The 21,002-nt window shown below is 65.6% G+C and carries 22 protein-coding genes; 8 read left to right on the forward strand and 14 right to left on the reverse strand.

The genetic code is table 11. The features are described 5' to 3' along the window. Nucleotides 1-75: 75 nt before the first annotated feature. The gene (locus PMI15_RS05890; RefSeq protein ID WP_007865123.1) at nt 76-480 is read right to left on the reverse strand and encodes a GFA family protein; all 405 of its coding nucleotides are present in this window, start codon (nt 478-480) and stop codon (nt 76-78) included. Between the two features lie 95 nt (nt 481-575). Between PMI15_RS05890 and PMI15_RS05895 the strand changes: the two genes are divergently transcribed. After that, entirely contained in the window at nt 576-1,064 is a 489-nt protein-coding gene (locus PMI15_RS05895; RefSeq protein WP_202948884.1) for a MarR family winged helix-turn-helix transcriptional regulator, read from the forward strand. Nucleotides 1,065-1,094: 30 nt separating this feature from the next. On the opposite strand, the gene PMI15_RS25070 is transcribed toward PMI15_RS05895, so the two are convergent. Continuing rightward, on the reverse strand, nt 1,095-1,265 hold the full coding sequence (locus PMI15_RS25070) for a hypothetical protein (protein ID WP_007865126.1): 171 nt from the start codon (nt 1,263-1,265) through the stop codon (nt 1,095-1,097). 368 nt (nt 1,266-1,633) lie between these two features. On the opposite strand from PMI15_RS25070, the gene PMI15_RS05905 reads away from it, so the two are divergent. After that, entirely contained in the window at nt 1,634-2,476 is an 843-nt protein-coding gene (locus PMI15_RS05905; protein WP_007865129.1) for a hypothetical protein, read from the forward strand. A 76-nt stretch (nt 2,477-2,552) separates the two neighbouring features. Here the strand turns inward: PMI15_RS05905 and PMI15_RS05910 are convergent, their stop codons facing one another. The 6 genes from PMI15_RS05910 to PMI15_RS05935 all read right to left on the reverse strand — a co-directional run bounded on the left by PMI15_RS05910 (nt 2,553) and on the right by PMI15_RS05935 (nt 10,336). Further along, a complete protein-coding gene (locus PMI15_RS05910) occupies nt 2,553-3,740 on the reverse strand; it encodes an ROK family protein (protein ID WP_007865131.1) in 1,188 nt (395 codons plus the stop codon). Nucleotides 3,741-3,756: 16 nt separating this feature from the next. Then, nucleotides 3,757-4,554 (reverse strand): ATP-binding cassette domain-containing protein, encoded by a 798-nt coding sequence (locus PMI15_RS05915; protein WP_007865132.1) that lies wholly within the window; start codon nt 4,552-4,554, stop codon nt 3,757-3,759. A 1-nt stretch (nt 4,555) separates the two neighbouring features. Beyond that, nucleotides 4,556-5,743 carry a sugar ABC transporter permease gene (locus PMI15_RS05920; RefSeq protein ID WP_007865134.1) on the reverse strand — a complete coding sequence of 396 codons (1,188 nt, stop codon included), beginning with the start codon at nt 5,741-5,743 and terminating at the stop codon, nt 4,556-4,558. 93 nt (nt 5,744-5,836) lie between these two features. Then, on the reverse strand, nt 5,837-6,853 hold the full coding sequence (xylF, locus tag PMI15_RS05925) for a D-xylose ABC transporter substrate-binding protein (protein ID WP_007865136.1): 1,017 nt from the start codon (nt 6,851-6,853) through the stop codon (nt 5,837-5,839). Nucleotides 6,854-7,118: 265 nt separating this feature from the next. Further along, the gene (locus PMI15_RS05930; protein WP_007865139.1) at nt 7,119-8,168 is read right to left on the reverse strand and encodes an Ldh family oxidoreductase; all 1,050 of its coding nucleotides are present in this window, start codon (nt 8,166-8,168) and stop codon (nt 7,119-7,121) included. Between the two features lie 209 nt (nt 8,169-8,377). Next, nucleotides 8,378-10,336: a PhoX family phosphatase gene (locus PMI15_RS05935; RefSeq protein WP_007865142.1), complete on the reverse strand. Its 1,959-nt coding sequence runs from the start codon at nt 10,334-10,336 to the stop codon at nt 8,378-8,380. Between the two features lie 274 nt (nt 10,337-10,610). Here PMI15_RS05935 and PMI15_RS05940 point away from each other — a divergent pair, with 274 nt between their 5' ends. From PMI15_RS05940 to PMI15_RS05950, 3 genes are all read left to right on the forward strand, one after another. Then, on the forward strand, nt 10,611-11,279 hold the full coding sequence (locus PMI15_RS05940) for a DsbA family oxidoreductase (RefSeq protein WP_007865145.1): 669 nt from the start codon (nt 10,611-10,613) through the stop codon (nt 11,277-11,279). A 168-nt stretch (nt 11,280-11,447) separates the two neighbouring features. Next, on the forward strand, nt 11,448-12,176 hold the full coding sequence (locus PMI15_RS05945; protein WP_007865148.1) for a glutathione S-transferase: 729 nt from the start codon (nt 11,448-11,450) through the stop codon (nt 12,174-12,176). Nucleotides 12,177-12,345: 169 nt separating this feature from the next. Beyond that, on the forward strand, nt 12,346-13,314 hold the full coding sequence (locus PMI15_RS05950) for a PA2169 family four-helix-bundle protein (RefSeq protein ID WP_007865151.1): 969 nt from the start codon (nt 12,346-12,348) through the stop codon (nt 13,312-13,314). A 102-nt stretch (nt 13,315-13,416) separates the two neighbouring features. Here the strand turns inward: PMI15_RS05950 and PMI15_RS05955 are convergent, their stop codons facing one another. From PMI15_RS05955 to PMI15_RS05975, 6 genes are all read right to left on the reverse strand, one after another. Then, entirely contained in the window at nt 13,417-13,755 is a 339-nt protein-coding gene (locus tag PMI15_RS05955; RefSeq protein WP_007865156.1) for a hypothetical protein, read from the reverse strand. Further along, the gene (locus PMI15_RS24680) at nt 13,752-13,928 is read right to left on the reverse strand and encodes a hypothetical protein (protein ID WP_007865159.1); all 177 of its coding nucleotides are present in this window, start codon (nt 13,926-13,928) and stop codon (nt 13,752-13,754) included. Before PMI15_RS24680 ends, PMI15_RS05955 begins: the two co-directional genes overlap by 4 nt. Nucleotides 13,929-14,020: 92 nt before the next feature. Beyond that, entirely contained in the window at nt 14,021-14,239 is a 219-nt protein-coding gene (locus tag PMI15_RS05960) for a hypothetical protein (protein ID WP_007865163.1), read from the reverse strand. Between the two features lie 111 nt (nt 14,240-14,350). Next, nucleotides 14,351-14,641, reverse strand: coding sequence for a hypothetical protein (locus PMI15_RS05965; RefSeq protein WP_007865165.1), 291 nt, complete (start codon nt 14,639-14,641; stop codon nt 14,351-14,353). Nucleotides 14,642-14,788: 147 nt separating this feature from the next. Further along, nucleotides 14,789-17,443: a DNA ligase D gene (ligD, locus tag PMI15_RS05970; protein ID WP_007865173.1), complete on the reverse strand. Its 2,655-nt coding sequence runs from the start codon at nt 17,441-17,443 to the stop codon at nt 14,789-14,791. 24 nt (nt 17,444-17,467) lie between these two features. Then, nucleotides 17,468-18,376 (reverse strand): Ku protein, encoded by a 909-nt coding sequence (locus tag PMI15_RS05975; protein WP_007865176.1) that lies wholly within the window; start codon nt 18,374-18,376, stop codon nt 17,468-17,470. Between the two features lie 238 nt (nt 18,377-18,614). Here PMI15_RS05975 and PMI15_RS05980 point away from each other — a divergent pair, with 238 nt between their 5' ends. The 3 genes from PMI15_RS05980 (at nt 18,615) to hmgA (ending at nt 20,980) form a co-directional block, all read left to right on the forward strand. Continuing rightward, the gene (locus PMI15_RS05980) at nt 18,615-19,076 is read left to right on the forward strand and encodes a CHRD domain-containing protein (RefSeq protein WP_007865179.1); all 462 of its coding nucleotides are present in this window, start codon (nt 18,615-18,617) and stop codon (nt 19,074-19,076) included. A 110-nt stretch (nt 19,077-19,186) separates the two neighbouring features. After that, nucleotides 19,187-19,648 carry a MarR family winged helix-turn-helix transcriptional regulator gene (locus PMI15_RS05985; RefSeq protein ID WP_007865182.1) on the forward strand — a complete coding sequence of 154 codons (462 nt, stop codon included), beginning with the start codon at nt 19,187-19,189 and terminating at the stop codon, nt 19,646-19,648. A 24-nt stretch (nt 19,649-19,672) separates the two neighbouring features. Continuing rightward, complete coding sequence (hmgA, locus tag PMI15_RS05990) at nt 19,673-20,980, forward strand: homogentisate 1,2-dioxygenase (protein WP_007865184.1); 1,308 nt, start codon at nt 19,673-19,675, stop codon at nt 20,978-20,980. The last annotated feature ends 22 nt before the right edge of the window (nt 20,981-21,002 follow it).

Below are 21,002 nucleotides of genomic sequence, written 5' to 3' on the forward strand. Positions count from 1 at the left end.
AGGCGCGCCGCCGCAGACAGTGCACCAGCACGGCAAGGCGGTGCAACAACGCCAGGAGGGTTTTGCGGGCGGCTCTCACAGGTGCCGCGTTTCGGCGGGCTTATTCCACCAGGCGTTGTTGCGTCCATCGGCGTAGTTGACCGGCGCGTTGATGAGTTCGTCCGGCTCGACGTTGTCCAGCGATGCCAGTTTGATGGAGACGTAGTCGCCGCCTATCTGCTCAAGGTAGCCGCGCTCGTAGGAGCGCACGCCGCAGTGCCGGCAAAACAGGTGATGGCCGCTTTTGGTGCCGAACTGGTAGTCGCTCAGCGCGTCTTCGCCGGCGAGCAGCCGGAAGGCGTCGGGCTTGATCAAGGCGTTCCAGTTGCGGGTTTTGGTGCAGATGGAGCAGTTGCACTTGCCCGTGCCCTTGCTGAGATCGATGTCGGCTTCAAAGCGGACGGCGCCGCAGTGGCAGCTTCCGGTATAGGTTTTCAGCATGAGGCAATCCTTTCAGGCGGGTGGTGGTGATCGGGTAAATATGACAGAATGTTGTCATGTCTGGAAGTATAGTTAAACGACAGCATGCTGTCAAATTGGGTGCCGCCACTGGAGAAATCGAGCGCACGCCGGCCGCCAACACCCTGAGCTGGCTGGTGGTGCAGGTGATGCAGCTCAACGGCCTGTTGACGGCGGCCGGCGACGCGCTGGCGGCGCCGGCCGGGCAGACCTCGGCGCGCTGGCAGGTGCTGGCCGCGGTGGAGGACGCGCCGCTGTCGGTGGCGCAGATTGCCCGGGCCATGAATCTGACGCGGCAAAGCGTGCAGCGCGTGGCGGATTTGCTGGTGGAAGAGGGGCTCACCGCCTATCAGGACAACCCGGCCCATGCGCGCGCCAAGCTGCTGCGGCTCACGCCCAAAGGCCGCAAGGCGCTGGGCACCATACAGTCGGGCCAAAAAAAATGGGCCAATGCCCTGGCTGCGCGTATGGATGAAGGCCAGTTGCGTGCCGCGAGCGCCGTGCTGGCGCAGCTACGGCAGGCCTTGATGGCGCAGGAAGCTTCGCCGGAGTCGCCTCAGGAATAGCCTGCAACAGCCGGCAGCCGGTGCCCGCGCTTAAGACGGGTCTTTGCTGCGCGTGCGGCTGACGGCGCTGAAGATGCCTATGCCCAGGAAGATCAGCGCGCCTATGCCGATGTAAAGATGCGGCACACCCGCAACGACGGCGCCCCAGATGACGCCGGCCAGGAAGATCACAAAACCGAGCATGTAAAGCGCAAAAGACATTTTTTCGTCTCCACAAAATGTTGTGCACCCACTGTGCGGCCCAGAGGGGCGGTGCCGTATCGGGCAGATGCGCCCGTGCCTGTCAGCAAAGGCCTACGGATGGTTTGCGAGAGCGGCGAGGCCTTCTTGCCGGGCTACCGGGCGGTATGCCGCTTTGCCATTTTTTACGCTGACACACGCCTGCGCTATTTGTATATTGCGAACTTCAGCGCCCCTGGGGCCGTCCAGCCTCACCTGCGCCGGACTTCGCTGCCGTCTGCCGCAAGGCCCACAACACACACCGGACTCGGGGCGAGGAATTTCCTTCGCTGGATGCGCATGGCCTTGGCGTCACCCCCTTAAGTACGAACCAGGAGCAGCAGAAGATCATGAAAACATTCACCATTGACTTCACCTATTCCTACGGGGCGAATCAAGCCATGTTCATGGGCCTCGTCGATGACGCGGGCAACCAGACTCCGCTGATCGGCCGCTTCGGCGGCGTGGACTTTTTTTGTTTCCACCGCCTGGTGCAATTGACGATCGCGCATGGTTTCTCTTCGCTTGACCCGCACCATTCCCTTGCCATCAGCCGCGAGGGTGCCCGGCAGCTGGGGCGGCTTGCGCAGGAGCATCCGGGGGAAATGATGGAACTGTCGGACAGGTTTGACCTGCGGACTGAAAAAACCAGCATCCAGGACTGCCGGCTGAGCACCGACCCCAGCGCGGAACTGAAGCTGGACCGCGAAGCCACGGTGATCCGTCCGCTGGAAGGCGGCTATACCTATGTGCGGGAGATTTGGGGCCCGGGCAAGCTCCGTATGTCGTGGACGGAATACACCTGCGCCTACCGCAATGGCCGCCCGATAGCCGGCTCGCAACAAAGCGGCCCCAAGGAGACCGCGCTGGAAGAGGCGCATGTCCGCGCCACCTACGTCCTGGACGAAAACGGCGTGCCGGCAACGACTTTTGTCAGGGACATTCGCGACGAGGACGGCCGCCAGCTGCTGTTTCGTGAGGACCGGCAGATCTCGGATATTGAGCTGCTGCTCCATGCCCGCATGGCGCAGCCCTTTGCCGGCGTGGACCCGTATGTCTGGGGTGAAGGCCGCTTCGAGGGCCAGCCATTGGTCAAGCCGGGGGGAGGGCGTGCCTGGCAGGTCTACGCCATATTTTCACCCTTGCAGGAAGTCCGCATGCATGGCACGACGAGATCAGGATTTCTCAACTGAGTTCGGATGACCTTGAACCGGCCCGGCCTCCCGAGCCATGAAGCCCTGCGCAGCGGCGCAAAGCCTGTTGCCCCGTTCATTGGCTCCGGGAAAGCTGGCTGGGCTCCGAAAAACGCACCTGGCCCCGCGCCGGGCGGCCATTGCCCACAAGGCGGCCCGACGGATGCATGGGGCGCAGGTACTGGTGCAGCACCAGGGCGGCGGCCCCTACCGCTGAAGCCAGCAGGCCGTAGCGCGCGACGCGCACCGTGGGAGCGCTGACGCCGGCATCGGTGGCGTAGTTCTGCAGCGTTTCCTGGGCAACCTTCACCATGTCGGGAAAGCGCAGGCATGAGGAGCCGCCCACCACCAGAACGCTGGGATCAAAGGTGGTCCACAGGTTCTGCAGCAGTACGCCCAGGTAGTGTCCCGACCGGCGGGCATCCGCCAGCTGGCCCAGGGCGCCCGAACCGATAAAGGCCTCCGCGCAGCCGCGCCGCCCGCAGGAGCAGGCGGGACCGTCGAGCTCCAGGACGCTGTGGCCGATCTCACCGGCCATGCCCCGCATGCCGGTAAACAGCCTGTCGTTGAGCACGATGCCCGCGCCCACGCCCACATCGCAGCTCACAAAAATCAGCGAATCCTTGCCGTCGTTCTCCGAGAACTCGTACTCGCTCAGCGCGGCGGTGTCGGCTTCGTTTTGCACATGCACCGGCACCGGGGGCAGGCCCGCCTGCGTCAACGCCTGGGTGATCTGCGGCACAAAGTCCACGTTGCGCCAGCCGAGGTTGGGGGCAAAGCGGAGCACGCCGGTGGTTTCGTCAAACGCGCCGGGCAGGCCTATGCCCACGCCCGAGAGTTGCGCGCCGCGCGAGACCAGCTGCGCCTGGGCCATGACCACGAGGCCGGCGACCTGGCAACAGACGTCTTCGGGCCGGGTGGTGCGCAAAGGCTCCTGCGTCGACCACAGCACCTTCCCCAGCAAGGACACGCTTGCCACACGCACGGTGTCGACCGCCACTTCCACGCCGATGAGGCCTCGCGACTGGCCGTCGATCTGCAGGGGCGTGGAGGGCCGCCCCACGCCGTTGGCGGCTGCCATGCTGATTTCACTGAGCCAGCCTTCATCAATGAGTTCGCGCACCAGCAGGCTGACGGTCGATTTGGTCAAGCCGCTGTGGTTGGCCAGTTGCGCGCGCGAGCGGCTCGGCTGGTTGCGTAGCAGGCGCATCAACACGCTGCGATTGATACGCTTGACGAGTTGCTGGTCGCCTGTGGTTTTCATGGACGATGGCATGGTATCAGGCGCTACGGTGCGGGGCCTGTTCGCGTCCTGGCGGCGGCTTGCCGGCGATGATCATGCCGAGGATCTGGTCCTCGTCCAGGTCGGCCGTGCGGTACGTTCCGACCAGCCGGCCGTTCTTCATCACCGAGACACGGTCGCTGAGCGAAAACACATCTTGCATGTCGTGCGTGATCAGGAAAATGCCCACGCCCTCGGCCTTGAGCTGGAGCACCAGGTTGGCAACCATGGCGGACTCTTCCGGGCCCAGGGCGGCGCAGGGCTCGTCCATGATCAGGATGCGGGCATTGAAGTAGATGGCGCGCGAAATGGCCACCACCTGGCGCTGCCCGCCGGACAGGCGCCGCACCGGGGTGTGGATGTTGGTGAAGTTTTTATTCAGGCGGCCGAACACCTTGCGTGCCTGCGCCTCCATGAAGTAGTCGTCCAGCGTGTTCCAGGCCGTCATTTTTTCGCGGCCCAGGAAGAGATTGGCCACGGCGTCCAGGTTGTCGGCCAGGGCCAGCGTCTGGTAGATGGTTTCTATGCCCTCCCGCTGCGCGTCGGCCGGGGTCCGCAGGTTCACTTTCTGTCCCATCACGTGGATCTCGCCCGAGTCGATGGGGAAGGCGCCGGCCAGCATTTTCATCAGGGTCGATTTGCCGGCGCCGTTGTGGCCCAGCACGGCGACCACTTCGCCCGCATACAGGTTCAGGTTCACGCCGTCGACGGCGTGAACGCCGCCGAAGGCCTTGCGGATGTCCTTGAACTGGACCAGGGGTTCGTTGGTGGGTTGCATGGTTGGCATGGTTTGCATGTCAGCTTTCCTGCGCCCACTTGCGATAGAGCACGTCAAACACCACCGCCACAATCAGCACCTGCCCGATGATGACCATGCGTTTTCCGATGGAAACATCCAGCAGCAGCATGCCGCTGTCCAGCGACTGCATGATGAGCGCGCCCAGCACCGAGCCGATGATGGTGCCGCTGCCACCGGCCAGCGCGGTGCCACCGATCACGGCGGCGGCGATCACGAACAGTTCCATGCCGGTGCCCAGCGAGTTGGTGCCCGCGTTCAGGCGGGCCACCGACACGATGGCCGCGATGGTGATGAGAACGCCGAGCAGCGCAAACAGCATGAGCGTGACCCGCTTGACCGGTATGCCGACCAGCACCGCGGCGTCGGGGTTGCCGCCCATGGCGTAGACATAACGGCCAAAACGGGTGCGGCGTGAGATGAAGGACATCAGCACGGCCACGGCCGCCCAGATGAGCACCGGTATCGGGATGCCTTGGGGCGCGTCCTTGTTGGTGACCTGGTAGCTGTTCATGGCCGTGGCAAATGCCGCCAGCAGGGCCACGGGCGCGGCCACCAGCAACACGTCCACCCATACGGGCTGCTGGGGCATCCCGTGGCGTGCCGAGGCGCGGCGGCCCAGAACCCTGCGGACCACCAGCACCATGCTGACACAGGCGGTGAGGACCCAGGTGGCGGTCACCCCGATCCCGCCGTCGTAGCCGCCGCCCAGCTGCAAAAAGAACTCGTCGCTGACCGGCTGGGTCTTGCCGTCGGCCACCAGGAAGGCCGCGCCGCGCAAGGACATCAAGCCCCCCAGCGTGACCACAAAAGACGGCACGCCCAGCATGGCCGTCAGCCATCCCTGGTACACCGATACCACGAGTGCCGCGGCCAACCCGGCGAGCGACGCAGCCGGCCAGGACCATCCCAGGGTGTATTGAAGGTAGGCGATGAGCACGCCGACAAAACCGATCACCGAGCCGACCGACAGGTCGATGTGCCGCGCCACGATGATCAGCACCATGACGGTGGACACGATGCCCACCACCGCGGTTTGCTGGGCGATGTTGTAAAGGTTTTCAGGCGACAGGAAAATGCCGCCCGACAGGACCTGGAACACACCCGCCAGGACGGCGAGCACGCCTCCCATGAAGACCAGCCGCCAGTCGATGGCGGTGTCGCGCGGGATTCGAAAGGGCAGTTGCATGGTTTTTGGGGGTGCGGCGCTCCCGGGCAACCTACAGGCCGGTTGCCTTGCCTGCCTGCGCAGGACGGGGAGCGGGTGCCTGGAAGGCCTGTATTACTTGCAGCCGGCGACGTTGCCGGTGACGCCCTTGCAGAGCTCGTCTTTTTTGATCCAGCCGGCCTTGAGCACCACGTCGAGGTTGTCGCGGGTGATGGGCACGGGCTTCAGGAACTGGGCCTGCAGGGCGATCTTTTTCTCGCCGCCGTTCCAGGAGCTTGCGCCCTCGACCGGTTTGCCGGCGCCGAGATTGACCGCCGCACTGGCCGCCTGTTTGCCGAGGTCGCGGGCGTCCTTCCAGACCGACACGGTCTGGGTGCCCACGGCCACACGGTTCAGGGCGGCAAAGTCACCGTCCTGGCCCGATACCGGCACACCCTTGAGCCCCTTGGCGCTCAGCGCCGCCACCACGCCGCCGGCGGTGCCGTCATTGGAGGCGACCACCGCATCGACCTTGCCGCCGGTCTTGGTCAGGATCTGTTCCATGTTTTTCTGCGCGACTTCGGGCTTCCAGCCCTCGGTGTATTCCTCGCCCACGATCCTGATGTCGCCCTTCTTGACGGCGGCGTCAATGACTTCCTGCTGGCCTTCGCGCAGGAAATTGGCATTCGGGTCGGTGGGGGAGCCCTTGATCATCACGTAGTTGCCCTTGGGCTTGGCCTTGAACACGGCGCGGGCCTGCATGCGGCCGACTTCCTTGTTGTCGAAGGTGATGTAGAACACGCCGGGCGCCTCGATCAGGCGGTCGTAGGCGATGACGGGCACTTTCTGTTTGGCGGCCTTGTTCACGGCGGGCAGGATGGCGTCCTTGTCCATGGCCAGCACGATCAGGACCTTGGCGCCCTTGGCCATCAGCCCGTCAATGTCCGCCAGCTGTTTTTCGGGAGAGCCCGCGGCATCCGCGCTGATGTATTTGGCGCCCAGCTTTTCAAGCTGCGTCTTGATGGCGGCTTCGTCAGTTTTCCAGCGTTCCTCCTGGAAGTTGGACCAGCTGACGCCGACCGTCACCTGCGCAAATGCGCCGGCGGCGGCCAGGCTGAGTGCGATGGCAGTAAGGGATGCTTTGAATTTCATTGAGTGTCTCCGATGGTTTTTGCCCAGACAGGCATGTGTTTTTGAGCTCAGATCAATCCCGTGGTCGTTCCTCCGAATGCGCAGCACTTTGGAATTAGTTTGGACGACGCACTAATTATGTGAAGCTGACAAATTCCCCGTCTAGGGACAAACCCCCGGCATGCGGAAGCTCCGCGGAATTTTGGAAAGCTTTTGTAGTAGGACTAAGCCTCGAACCGGCAAGTGCCGGCGGGTCGGACAGTTTTGTTCCCGGAAAGCCTGTGCTTCAGGGAACGGCGACCGGCTCCGCCACCCCTAGCTTGATGGCCCAGCTGGAGAGCGTGGGCAGTATGGACGGGTAGAGCGCCACGCCGTCCTGCTTTTGCCGGGCGGCCAGCGCGATGCCTTTTTCGCCGGGCGTGCGCACGGCCGTGCCTGCATGCGCGGGGCGCGAGGCGCGGCAGGCGTCTGCGACGTGGCCGGTCTGCCGCTCGAAGGTCTCCAGGCCGGCGAAGGCGCGCGGGTCCAGGATCTGCAGGAACACCGTGGCGCCCCAGCCTTCCTTGGGGTCGGCGCGGCCGTGGCCGGCCAGGCCGCCGGTCAGGGCCTCGACCAGCAAGCTCAGGCCGTAGCCCTTGTGGCCGGAGTCCATGCCGCCCAGCGGCAGTATGGTGCCCTTGGGTTCTTCAAACAGCACCGAAGGGTTGTCGCTGGCCGCGCCATGGCCGTCCATGACCCAGGCGGCCGGCAGGCGTTTGCCCTCCTTGTGAAGCCGGTTGGTCATGCCGTTGGTGGTGGCCGAGGTGGAGACATCCATCAGCACCGGCACGCCCCCCGTGGGGATGCCGGCCGAGACCGGGTTCGGCGTGAACACCGCGTCCAGCCCGCCGAAAGGCGCGACGCTGGCGGTGTTGGGGTCCGAGCAGGTCAGCAGCATCAGCAGGCCCTGGTCGGTGGCGCGCTTGAGGTAGGCGGCCAGGCAGGCGATGTGGTGGCTGCGCCGTATCACCACGGTGCAGCTGCCCTGGGCGGCGGCGCGTTCGGCGGCCAGCGCCATGGCCTCAAGCACCAGCCAGGGGCCGGGCAGGCGGCGGCCGTCCCAGGTCAGGGCGGCGGGGTGGTCGGCCAGCACGGTGGGCGTGCCCAGCTTTTCCATGGAACCTGATTCGAGCTCGCCCAGGTAGCCGGGCAGCAGGGCCAGGCCGTGGGTGTTGTGGCCCATGAGGTCGCCCTCGACGAGGATTTCCGCCACCGCTGTGGCCTTGGCCGGCTCCAGCCCGGCGGCGGTCAGCAGGGCTTGCGCGTAATGGATCAGGTCGTCGTGGCGGTAGTGCATGGTGTTCCCGGTGGGCGGTCGGTGCCCGGGCAAGGTCGTCGCGGGCTTTCCGGCATTCTAGGGAAGAACGGTGTAACGATGCACAAGACGGTGCGCTGATACCGCGCGCCAATGCAGTTCGCCCTGAGGCTGCCGAAAGGATTGGCAAACCCAGGGCGAACGGCGGGGAGCCATCCAGGCCATGCAATTGCACGGCCCGGATTGTGGGCTTAACCCAGCTTGATGCTGCTCGGGTCGGCCGTCAGGTAGCCCACGGCCGCGCCGTAGCGGTCCTTGTAGTTCGCGCGCACCAGCGGGTCCAGCGTGGCCTGCACCTTGCCGTGCAGCGACGGGATCCAGTCGCCGGCATGCTGGAAGTTGCTCATGATGTAGGTCCAGCCGTTGAGGTCGTCCACCACGTGCAGGCCGGTGGCTTCGGCGCCCGAGGGCATGGACATCAGTCGCGACAGCTGCTGGGTGTCGACGTTGTAGGCCCAGATGAAGTTGTTGACGTGGGTGCTGCTGTCTTCACCGATGAAGAGGGTGCGCATTTTTTCCGAGAACTTCAGGTTGTCGGGGTTGGACACCCTGTTGGGGTTGGCCTTGTTGCCCAGCGCGTCGCCGGCGATGTCTTCACCGACCAGCAGGGCCTTGGTGTGCACCGGCATCCATTCGCTGTTGATGGCGTTGCCGGCCGAGTCCTTCTGGCCGCCGTCCAGCTTGTGCATCATCACGCCGCCGGCGATCAGCGCCTTGTCGAGCGCGATGCCGCTGGCCGCGTTCCAGCCCTTGCCGGTCTTGACCATGGAGTCCTGCATGTTCTGCAGCGCCGAGTAGGCGATCTTGTCCTTGATGTTGACGGTGGTGCCTTCCATCTTGGAAAAACCCATGCTGCCGCCCATGAGGTAGGCATAGCGGTGGGTTTCCAAAAAGGCCGCGGCTTTTTCCATTCCGGGTTTCACCTTGATCCAGTTGGCGTTGCCGTTGTAGAAGACCTTGGTGAAGCTGGCGTCGGACGGGTCGGTTTTGTGCACCGTCATGATGTCGGCCGGCTTGAGTGTGTCGGCCATTTTTTCGATTTCGGCGCTCGTGGCGTGGCCCAGCTTGATCCAGGAAATCTTCGCGCCTTCGGCCGCCGGGTCGACCGAGAAGCCCGAGCCCAGCTTGCCCACATACAGGGTGCCGGACGAAAGGTCTTTCTCGCGGTCGGCCACAAAGACGAAGAGGCCGCTGTTGGTGGCGTCGTCGCCCATCAGCACAGTGCGGTTGTCGGGCATGACCTGGACCAGTTCGTGCGAGATGCGGCCCAGGTTGTAGTGTTTTTTGACCGTGCCGGTGCCGTCGGGGTGCACGGTGACTTCGGGCAGGTGGCCGTAGTGGTAGGGGTTGGCCTTGGTCTCGTCGCCGTAGACGTTCTTGCTGAACTTCTTGAACTGCGCGCTTTCCGCGGCGAAAGGCGCGTCGGGCTCGTACTCTTCGCTGGAGAGGTGGGTGTTCCAGGGCGAGAGGCTGGCGCCGCAGGTGATCCACAGGCCGTGCGCCTTGGACATGTCGACGTTGTGGTACTTCACGAGGCTGAGCTTGCCGGTGGCGGGGTCCTGGTCCAGCGTGAGCACGGCGATGGGCGAGGGCAGGTTGCCGTAGGCGTCGGCGCCGGCCTGGTCGCGCGTGGTGTATTCAAACTGCACGACGGCGAACACCGCCTTGCCCTTGACGCCGGCCACGTTGGCGTTCGGCAGGCCCAGCAGCGAGGTGCCGTCGGGCGAGTCGGAAAACATCTGGCGTTCCTTGCCGGGCACCGAGCGGTCGATGATGGGCTGGTTGTTGATGTCCACATAGCCGCCGCTCAGGATGGTGCCGCCCTTGCCATCCGGCACCATGTCGCCGGTGACGAAGAAGGGCTGGTAGGCCAGCCGGTAGCTTTGCGTGCTGTTGTCCTTGAGCCGGACCTGCAGGCTGGAGCCCACGGTGGTGGTGGCCATGGCGGCCGTGTCGGCCAGTGAGGGCGCGGCCATGGAGGTGAAGCTGGAAGACAGGTAGTTACCCGCGGCGGCGGGACCGCTGCCGGTGGCGCAGCCCGACAGCAGGGTGCTGGACGCCAGTGCCCCCAGCGGCAGCATGGGCGCGGTCGCCAGGAACTTCAGGGCGGTGCGGCGTGAGGGAAGGGATGGGGTGGCCAGGTCGGACATTGTTGTGTGTTCCAGTTGCGGGTGGGGAATGATGCGAAGCGGCGCTGTGCCCGCGCCACGGCGCAGGGCAAGGCCGCTGCGCTGCCGGAATCTTAGGAAGCTTGTGTGACAGTTTCTTGAAACGGGCTGCCATGGATGGCGCCAGGCCGTGGTGCCGTTGGTGGATTAACCCCGGTGGGGGTACTTGAATATCCCGGGGCGGACCGCAAGCTGGCTGGCTGCGGGCCAAAATCGGGCCGGCGAAACCCATACAGCAACTTCTCAAGGCCTTCCCATGACCACCCAGCTCAAGATCGATTTTGTGTCCGACGTTTCCTGCCCCTGGTGCGTGATTGGCCTGAAGTCGCTGGACCAGGCGCTGGAGCGCGTGCGCGGCGACATCCAGGCTGAACTGCATTTCCAGCCCTTTGAGCTCAATCCCAAAATGGCACCCGAGGGCCAGGAGATCACCGAGCACATCACCGAGAAATACGGCATCACGCCCGCCCAGGCCCAGGCCAACCGCGAAAACATACGCGCGCGCGGCGCCCAGGTCGGTTTCAAGTTCAGCATGGCCGACGAGCCGGGCGGCGGGCGCAGCCGCATCTACAACACCTTCGACGCGCACCGCCTGCTGCACTGGGCCGAGCTTGAAGGCGCGGACAAGCAGAAGGCGCTCAAGGAACTGCTGTTCAAGCGCTATTTCACCGACGGCCAGAGCCCGGCCTCACACGAGGTGCTGGCCCAGGCGGCTGCCGAAGCGGGCCTGGATGAAACCCGCGCGCGCGAGGTGCTGGCCTCGGGCGAATACGCGCGTGAGGTGCGCGAGCGCGAACAGTTCTACCTGACGCAGGGCATCCACTCGGTGCCGGCCGTCATCATCAACGACCGCCACCTGATTTCGGGTGGCCAGCCGGTGGAAGTGTTCGAGCAGGCCTTGAGGCAGATCGCCGCAGCCGGCTGAGAGCGGAGCAGGCCTGGACGGGTTGGTTTTCAAGCCGGCCGCGCCAAAACGGCGCCTTGTCGGAGCAGGGCGAAATCTTCGTAGGACAAGCGGACGCGGCGGCATTTGCCGTGGATTCAAGCCCGGGCTTCGCGCAGAATGAAATGACCCTCACAGGAGTTGTCATTCATGCCTTACGAACTTCATTATTGGCCCACGATCCAGGGCCGCGGCGAATTTGTCCGGCTCGCGCTGGAGGCCGCCGGCGCCGACTACGTGGATGTGGCGCGCGGCTGCGAAGGCGAAGGCCAGGGCATTCCCGCGATGATGCAGTTCATCGAAAGCGCCGACGTGCGGCGGCCGCCCTTCGCGCCGCCATTCCTGGTGGACGGCAAGACCATCGTCGGCCAGTCGGCGGCCATCCTGCTCTACCTGGGCCCGCGCCTGGGCCTGGTCGGCAAAAGCGAAACGGCGCGGCTGTGGACGCACCAGATACAGCTCACGATTGCCGACGTCGTGGCCGAGGCGCACGACACCCACCACCCGGTGGGCACGGGCCTTTATTACGAAGACCAGAAGAAGGAAGCACTCAGGCGCGCCAAAGAATTCAGGACGGCGCGCATCCGCAAATTCCTGGCCTGGTTTGAAGCCGTGCTGGCGCGCAACCCGCGTGGCAGCGCGCACCTCGTGGGCGGCAGCCTCAGTTATGCCGACCTCTCGCTGTTCCAGCTGGTGGAGGGATTGCTCTATGCCTTCCCCAAGGCCGCTCGCCGGGCGCTGAAAAACGTGCCGCATGTGATGGACCTGCACGACCGCGTGGCGCGGCACAGGCGCGTGGCCGGCTACCTCGCGAGCGAACGGCGCATTTCCTTCAACGAGGACGGTATTTTCCGCCGCTACCCGGAGCTCGACGCCTAGCGGCGATGCCGCACCGCCGACGCTTTGGCGCGCGGCGCCCTCCTACATGCCTGTCTGTGCTTGCCTGACCGCAGGGCCTTGCCGGGCACGCGACCATGGTTGCCAGTGTCCGGCCACGCGATGGCCGGGATGTTTTTCAAGTTGCGTTCGACACACAAGGAGACACACCATGGCCAAAGAACACGATCCCAATCTCGACCCGATCAGCAAGGAGCCCGGCGCCCACCCGGTCGGCACCGGCGTAGGTGCCGCCATGGGCGGCGTGGCGGGGGGCGCGGCCGCCGGTGCGGTGGCCGGCCCCGCCGGTGCCGTTGTCGGCGGCGTGGCCGGCGCGATCGCCGGCGGCATGGGCGGCAAGGAAGCCGCCGAGGCGCTGGACCCGACGGCCGAAGAGGCTTACTGGCGCGACAGGCACACGCTGGAGCCCTACTACGAAAGCGGCCGTCCCTTTGACGACTACGCGCCGGCCTACCGGCTGGGCGTGGAGGGCCGCCGGGATTACCCGGGCTCTTTCGAGGAAACCGAAATGCGCCTGGCGGACCGCTGGGATACCTACCGGGGACGCTCGACCCTGGATTGGCCGAAAGCCCGCCAGGCCAGCCGCGCGGCCTGGAACCGCGCGCACGAGCGGCTCAGCGCCTTTGAAACCGCCGCCACCCTGAGCAACGCCGATACCGTCGGCGTGGCGGATGACGAGGAAATCATAGACACGCTCAACGACCTGCTGGAATCCTGCCGCGACGGCGAATATGGTTTCCGCGAATGCGCCGAGCACTCGCGCTCGGAGGATATCAAGGTCTTGCTGCACCGCCATTCCGGCGAATGCCGCGCCGCGGGCCTGGAGCTGCAGACCCTGATACGCCAGCTGGGCGGCAAGCCCGATGAGGGCGGCTCCGTCAGCGGCGCGCTGCACCGCGGCTGGGTTTCGGTGCGCGCGACGCTGAGCGCCTACAGCGACCAGGCCATGCTCAATGAGTGCGAGCGCGGCGAGGATGCCGCCGTGGCGCGCTACCGCAAAGCCCTGAAACAAAACCTGCCGCTGGCCATCAAGAGCGTGGTGGAGCGCCAGGCCCAGGGCGCGCAGCGCAACCACGACCAGGTCAAGGCCTTGCGTGATGCGCTGAAGGCCTCGAAATAAGGCGACGGTTTCAGAAAAGATATTTAGCGTTTCTTGCCGACACTCGAGGTTCGGCAAACCGGGGGCGGCGCAGGCTGCCCCTTTTTTTCGCCTGGATCCCGGTTAATTCTTCAGGCGGCTGGCGCAGTCCACCTGCGCATCGAGCTGCATGCCGCCGCGTGAGTAGTCGACGTCGGTGACCTTGCAGCCCGAGTGCTGCTCTATGGCCTGCAGCAGGGCGGCGCGTCCGGCGGGCGTGGTGGAGATGGGGCCGGCGGCCTGCGAGGTGGCCGTCCAGGTGCCGGCAGTCAGCGCGCTGACCAGGTAGGTCCGCCCTTCAACGGTGACGCGTTGCGCGGCCGGATCAGCGGTCCCAAGGCCGGCACAGCCGGCCAGCGCCGCGGCGCCCAGCAGTACCCACCCCGCGATGGACGTGGCATGACGGACATGGAAAGCGCTCATGCGGACGCGCGCGTGTCGTGCAGCGCTACCAGCGGCGCTGCCGGCAGGGCCTGCGCTGATGCGCTGTCGGCTTTGGGTTCGGGCACTTTGGGAGGGGCTTTGGGCGACTTGGCGTCGGGGCAAGCGGACAAAAGCAGCAAGCCGGCCAGTGTGAAGGGCAAGAGGGGCTTCATGGTGTCTCCAGGCGCATGCGGTTGCGCTGCCTGAAATGATAGGCCGCGGGCCCGCGCAAGGCCAGTGCCCGCGGCCAAGTCGCGGCGGCCACCTACAGGCGGCGATGACGTGGATGCGCGCCGGCCAGGCCCATGTGCTGCAGGGCTTCGCTGAGGCTGCGCGCGGGCTGCGCCGCGGTGCATTGCTGCTGGGCGCATGAGGGCCTGGTTTTGCTGGAGCCGGTGGGCTGCTGCCTGGCCAGTTCCGCCGCCAGCCGGCGGCCTTCTGTCTGCAGGTAAAGCGTCAGGTCCATTTCATCGGGCTGGTTCATGAGGTCTCTCCTGCAGGGCCGTGCTGTGGGGAACGGGCACAAAAAAGTGGAGGCGCATGGCCTCCACTTGTCTTCCTGGTTTTCTTCAATTCAACGCCGGTGGTGAAGCGGTCAGTTATTGCTGCGGCCCGATTGCCGGCTGCCCGAGTCTTCGGGCTGCATGTTTTCATCGCGCTCCACCTGGCTGCGCGATGGCTTTTGCGGGTTGCCCTGGGCGCTGCCGTGCTGGCCTTGTTGCCCCGGCTGGCGCTGGTTGCCCTGGCCCTGGTTCAGCTGCGCATCGCTGGCCTGGTTGATGTTCTGGCGGTCCTGCTGGCCGGGTTGGTTGCGCTGGCCTTGCTGCTGCTGTTTGTCCTGGGCTTGGGGATTGTTCTTTTTCGGATCATTCTGATTGGAAGGCATACGGGTTCTCCTTGAAAGGTGGGGTAAGTTGAATGCGAAATGACGGTATGAAACCGCCACGAAGCCAATGTAAAACCGCGCCCGAGATCGCCATGTCGGGCCGCGGGCCCTGCGTGTGTAGGAGGCGGATGACAGCCGGCTGGACACTCATTTGGCCTGTGCGGCCGGCTTGAAGCCCAGCTGTTTCATCGCGGCGGACAGGCCCATGCGCGAGGCCTCGTAAGCGTCCCAGGGCTGGTTGCCGACGGCCAGGCGGGCGCCCAGGGTCAAGGCCGTCCAGTGCGCGCCGCCGGTCAGCGAATCCAGCTCGTCCCAGGCCACCGGCACCGACACGCCCATCCCCGGCCGCGCCCGCAGCGACCAGGCACATACCGTGGTCGCGCCGAAACCGTTGCGCAGGTAGTCCGGGAAAATCTTGCCGAGACGGTTTTTGGGGCCGCTCTTGGCGGCAAAGCGCTGCGGAATCACGGCGGCCAGGTGCAGCACCAGCGCGTGCGAGAAATCCTTGACCGTGTCGAAGTCGTATTGCCGCTTGAGCGGCACCACCACATGCAGGCCCTTGCCGCCGCTGGTCTTGAGGAAGCTGGAGAGCTTGAGTTCGTCCAGAAAAGCCCGCACCAGTTGCGCGGCCTCCTGCACCTGCGGCCAGGCCACGCCTTCGCCCGGGTCCAAGTCCAAGGTCATGCGGTCGGGCTTGTGGATGGCGCGCGTCGTGGCGTTCCAGGTGTGGAACTCGATCACGTTGAGCTGCGCGGCCGCCAGCAGGGCGGCGGCGGAGGGGACCTCCAGCAACGGCCCGTGGCCGGGATCGAGCGCGGTATCCAGCAACTTGATGCCGGGGATGGACGTAGCCTCGGCGTGCTTCTGGAAGAACAGCTCGCCGCCTATGCCCGATGGCGCGCGCACCAGCGCGGTCGGCCTGGCCTTGAGGTGCGGCAGCATCAGTGCCGCGACCTGCGCGTAATGTTCGACCACATTTTGTTTGGTGAAGCCGGTGCTGCTGTCGATCACGCGGTCGGCGTGGGTGATGCGCAGGGACTTCAGCGCGGCCGAGGCCGGTTTGCCGGGCGCCTTTGCCGCGGCTTTCAAGCTGCCTTGCGCATTGCCTTTGGCGCTGGGTTTTTCGGCGGCGGATGGTTTGGCGGCGGATTGTTTGGAGGGAATCACGGCGGCGCCTTTCTTGCCGCTTTTCAAGGCGGCGGGTTTTTCACGCACGATGCGGGTGGCGGGCTTGTCGCTGCGCAAGCCCTGGAATACCGAGTGGCGGATGTGGCCGCTGTGCGTCCATTCGCCGAAAGCGACTTCGGCCAGCAAGCGCGGTTTGACGAACTGCCCCTTGACGCCGGCGGGCAGCTTCGCCGCGAAGGGGCTGCGCTCCGTGTGAATTTTCTCCAGCCGCGCCTTGAGGTCCTTGAGCACCTTGTCGTTGAAGCCCGTGCCGACATTGCCGGCGTACCGCAGCGCGCCCTTGTCGTCATGCACGCCCAGCATCAGCGCGCCCAGGCCGGTGCGCGAGCCCTTGGGCTCGGTGTAGCCGCCTATGACGAACTCCTGGCGCAACTGGGTCTTGAGTTTGATCCAGTCCGGCGAGCGGCGCGAGACATAGGCCGAGTCCATGCGTTTTCCAATCACGCCCTCCAGCCCGACGCGCCGCGCTGACTCGAGCAGGTCCTGCGGCGTTTCCTCAAACGTGTCGCTGAAGCGGATGGTCTCTTGCGGGTGGCGGGTGACCAGCGCGCACAGCAGTTCGCGGCGACGGGACAGCGGCAGCCGGCGCAGGTCCAGCCCGTCGAAGTAGGGCAGGTCGAACACGTAGTACACAATGCGCGCCGTGCTGGCGTGGTCAAACGCGTTTTGCAGCGCGCCGAAGTCGGGCAGGCCGTGCTCGTTCATCACCACGATCTCCCCGTCCATCCAGCCCGAAGGAATCTCCAGCGCGGCCACGGCCTCGGCCAGCCTGGGGAGCTTGCGGGTCCAGTCATTGCCGTTGCGTGTCATGAGGCGAACCGAGTCCCCGTCGATGCGGGCCAGCAGGCGGTAGCCGTCGTACTTGATTTCATAGGCCCAGCCTTGCGGGTCGGCAGGCGGGGCCGCCACCAGCGTGGCCAGTTGCGGCGCCAGCAGCTCGGGCAGCTTCGCCTTGACGGCGCCTTCCGGAATATCGCCGGCGGTTTGCACGGCGGCTTTCTTCGCCGCGGCCTTGCGCGGCGCTTTAGCGGGTTTTTCCGCGGCGTCGCGCGGCAGGGGGCGGCCCGAGAGCACGCTGTTGGGCTGGGCCTGGAGCACGTCGTAGTCTTTTTCCGGGCGGGCGTGTTCGTCATGCTCCTTGATCAGCAGCCAGGGTTCGTGGCTTTCATCGCCGCGGCCGCGCATGCGCACCAGCGTCCAGCCGCCCTTGAGCTTTTCACCGTGCAGTTCGAACTTGAGCTTGCCGGCCTTGAGGCTCCTGGCCGGGTCGCCGTGCGGCGTCCACAGGCCGCGGTCCCAGACGATCACGTCGCCCGCGCCGTATTGTCTGGCAGGAATGCTGCCCTCAAACCCCGCGTAGGAAATCGGGTGGTCCTCGACACGCACGCCCATGCGCTTGACGGCCGGGTCCAGGCTAGGGCCCTTGGGCACGGCCCAGCTTTTGAGCGCGCCCTGCAGCTCCAGGCGGAAGTCGTAATGCAGGTTGCGCGCGTCGTGTTTCTGGATCACAAAGCTCAGGGCCTTGTCCGAGCGCGTGCCGCCCTGCGCGGGCTCGGGTGTGCGCGAAAAGTCGCGCTTGGCGCGGTAGCTTTTGAGGGAATCGCGGTCGTCCATGGCCGGGGCTGCGCCTGTGGCCGCCTAGGCGGCGCGCCGCCTGGCGGGGGCGTGCGCCCGGGTTTTGGCTGCGGGTTTTTTGCGCTCGGGCGCCTTGGCGACGGCCTTGGCCTTGGGTGCATCGCCGCCGCCTTTGCGCAGGCTGCGCTGCAGCAGCTCGGTCAAGTCCAGGATCTTGGCGCCGGAACGGGGTTCGGCCTCGCCGGATTCTTCCGGTTGCACCACGCTCTTGAGCTTGCCTTCCTTGGCCTTGCGCTTGACCAGCGCCATGATGTCGTCCTTGAAGGAGTCGGTGAACTGTTTGGGGTCCCATTTGCCGGTCATGTCGTCCACCAGCTGTTTGGCCATGGCCAGTTCCTTGTCGGACAGACCCGCGGCCTTGGCGCCGACGGGCGGCAGATTCAGCTCTTCGAGCGAGCGGATGTCGGCGCCCCAGCGCAACAGGTTCAGCACCAGAGCCGGGCCCGACGGCACCAGCACGGCCAGGTGCTGCTTGGTCTGGATGATGACGCGGGCAATGCCGACACGCTGCGTCTTCAGCAGCGTGTCGCGCAGCAGGGCATAGACTTTCTGCCCCTTGTTGATGGGCGCGACGTAGTAGGGCCGCTCCAGGTAGACAAAGGGAATCTCGGTGTTGGGCACAAAACTTTCGATCTCTATGGTCTGGGTGGTCTTGGGGTAGGCCGCGGCGATTTCCTCCTCGGACAGCACCACGTACTGGCCGTCTTCGTACTCCACGCCCTTGACGATGTTCTCCTTGCCGATTTCCTTGCCGGTGCGCTTGTTGATGCGCTTGTAGCCCACCGGGTCCATGCTGCGCTTGTCCAGCCAGTCGAAGTCGATGCCGCTTTCGGAGGTGGCCGAATGCAGCGCGACGGGGATGTGGACCAAGCCGAAGCTGATGGCGCCTTTCCAGAGAACGCGAGATGCCATGGGGATCTTTTCAGGTGGATAAGAAACCCAGTCTGGGCCGCGTGCGGATGCGCCGGTGTCGGTCTGCCAAGAGCCCTTTCGTAGGACGGCGGCTTTTGTGGGTGTTGTATGGGTTGCGGGCGGGCGCGGCCGCGGCGCCGGGATGTCGTCCGGAACCCACCGCCCGCATGGGGTTTGTCCTACGGGCAGGCCGCGGGCACGCCACGCACAATCGGCTCCTGTTTTCAAGGAGCCCACCATGCCGACCCGCCGCACCGCCGTCCGTTTGTCCCTTGCCGCCGTGGCCATTGCCGCGGCCGCCCTCACGGGTTGCAGTGTGATGGATCGCCAGTCCAACCTGGTGGCCATGACCACGCAATTGCGCGGGGCGAACGAAGTGCCGGCCAATGCCAGCACCGGCAGCGGCCAGGTCGATGCGGTGTTCGACAAAAACACCAACCTGCTGCGCTGGAAGGTCAGCTACACGGGCCTGACGGGCCCGGCCACAGCGGGGCATTTCCACGGCCCCGCGGCCATTGGCGCGAACGCCGGCGTGGCGCTGCCATGGGCCGGCCCCATGCGCAGCCCCCTGGACGGCAGCGCCACGCTGACCGCCGCCCAGGCCGCCGATTTGCTGGCCGGCCGCTGGTACGCCAACATCCACACCGCCACCTATCCGGGCGGGGAAGTGCGCGGCCAGATGACCGTGGTTCGGAACTAGATTCCGAGCAGCTTCCGGCGGTTTTGAAGACTGTTGAATAAATGGTTGCGCGCGCAACCGGATCGGTTTATAGTTGCGGCCGCAACCAATAAATCGAACCGGTGGCCCGCATGATCAAGCTCGACAGAACCCTGACCTACCGCCTGCATCTGCTGCACAAGCTGACCGACCTGGAAAGCCAGCGCGCCTATGTGGCCGAGGCCGGGCTGTCCATGAGCGACGGCCGCTGCCTTACGGCCGTCGGCACCTTCGCGCCGCTGTCGGTCAACGACCTTGCGCAAAAAGCCAACCTCAACAAGGGCCAGGCCAGCCGGGCTGCGCAGTCGCTGGTCGAGCAGGGCCTGGTCGTCAAGGCCGCCAGCCCGACCGACGGCCGTGGTGTGGTGCTGACCATGACGCCCAAGGGCAAAGCCGCCTGGCAGCGCGCCATGCAGCTGGTGGGCCGGCGCAACCAGGATATTTTTGGCGTGCTGAACGCGGCCGAACGCGAGCAGCTCGGTGATTTTTTCGACCGCCTGATCGCCAAGGCCAGGGCCGACGGCGGCGCGGTGGAAGACACCGGCGAAGAATGACATGGGAATTTTGGAGAAACCGCAATGAACACAAACACCCCTTTGCGCTACCAGTCCGGCTTCGGCAATGAGTTCGCCAGCGAAGCCGTCGCAGGCGCCTTGCCCCAGGGCCGCAACAGCCCGCAGCGCGCGCCGCACGACCTGTACACCGAGTTGATATCCGGCACCGCCTTCACCGCGCCGCGCGCCGAGAATCGCCGCACCTGGCTGTATCGCCGCCAGCCTTCGGTGGTGGTGGGCGGCTACCAGCCTTATGCGCAGCTGCAGTGGACCACGGGCGCCGCCGGCGGCGTGGCCGTGCCGCCCGATCCCTTGCGCTGGAATCCATTCCCCATTCCCGCGGAGCCGCTGGATTTTGTCGATGGCCTGCGCACCGTGGCGGCCAACGGCGACGCCGAGGCCCAGACCGGCATGGCCGCGCACATGTATGTGGCCAACCGTTCCATGGCGCGGCGCGCGCTGGTCAATGCCGACGGCGAAATGCTGCTGGTGCCGCAGCAGGGCCGGCTGCTGTTGACCACCGAGCTCGGCATGCTGGACCTCAAGCCCGGTGAAATCGCCGTGCTGCCGCGCGGCATGGCCTTCAGCGTGGCCTTGCCCGATGGCGCCTCGCGCGGCTACATCTGCGAGAACTACGGGGCGCACTTTCGCCTGCCTGAGCTGGGCCCCATAGGCTCCAACGGCCTGGCCAATGCGCGTGATTTCCTCGCGCCCGTGGCGGCCTTCGATGCCGACGATGAGCCTGGCAAGGGCTACGAAATCATCAAGAAGTTCGGTGGCCGTTTGTGGTCGGCCACGCAGCCGCGCAGCCCCTTCAACGTGGTGGCCTGGCACGGCAACCTGGTGCCCTGCAAATACGACACGGCCCACTTCATGACGATCGGTTCCATCAGCTACGACCATCCGGACCCGTCCATCTTCACCGTGTTGACCTCACCCTCGGACACTCCGGGCACGGCCAATTGCGACTTCGTGATCTTTCCGCCGCGCTGGCTGGTGGCCGAGAACACCTTCCGCCCGCCCTGGTACCACCGCAACCTGATGAGCGAGTTCATGGGCCTGGTCTACGGCCAGTACGACGCCAAGCCCGAAGGCTTCAAGCCCGGCGGCGCCTCGCTGCACAACTGCATGGTGCCGCACGGCCCGGACACCGAGGCCTTTGAAAAAGCCAGCGCGGCCGAGCTTACGCCGCACAAGCTGGACAACACCCTGGCCTTTATGTTTGAAAGCCGCTACCGTTTTGTGCCCACGGCCTATGCCATGCAGGGCGGCGCGCTGGACGCCGCTTATGCCGGCTGCTGGGCCGGGCTCAAGGACCAGTTCAAGGCCTGATGCCGAAACCTCATTCTTAAGC

The sequence above is a fragment of the Polaromonas sp. CF318 genome, assembly GCF_000282655.1.
Taxonomy (GTDB): domain Bacteria; phylum Pseudomonadota; class Gammaproteobacteria; order Burkholderiales; family Burkholderiaceae_C; genus Polaromonas.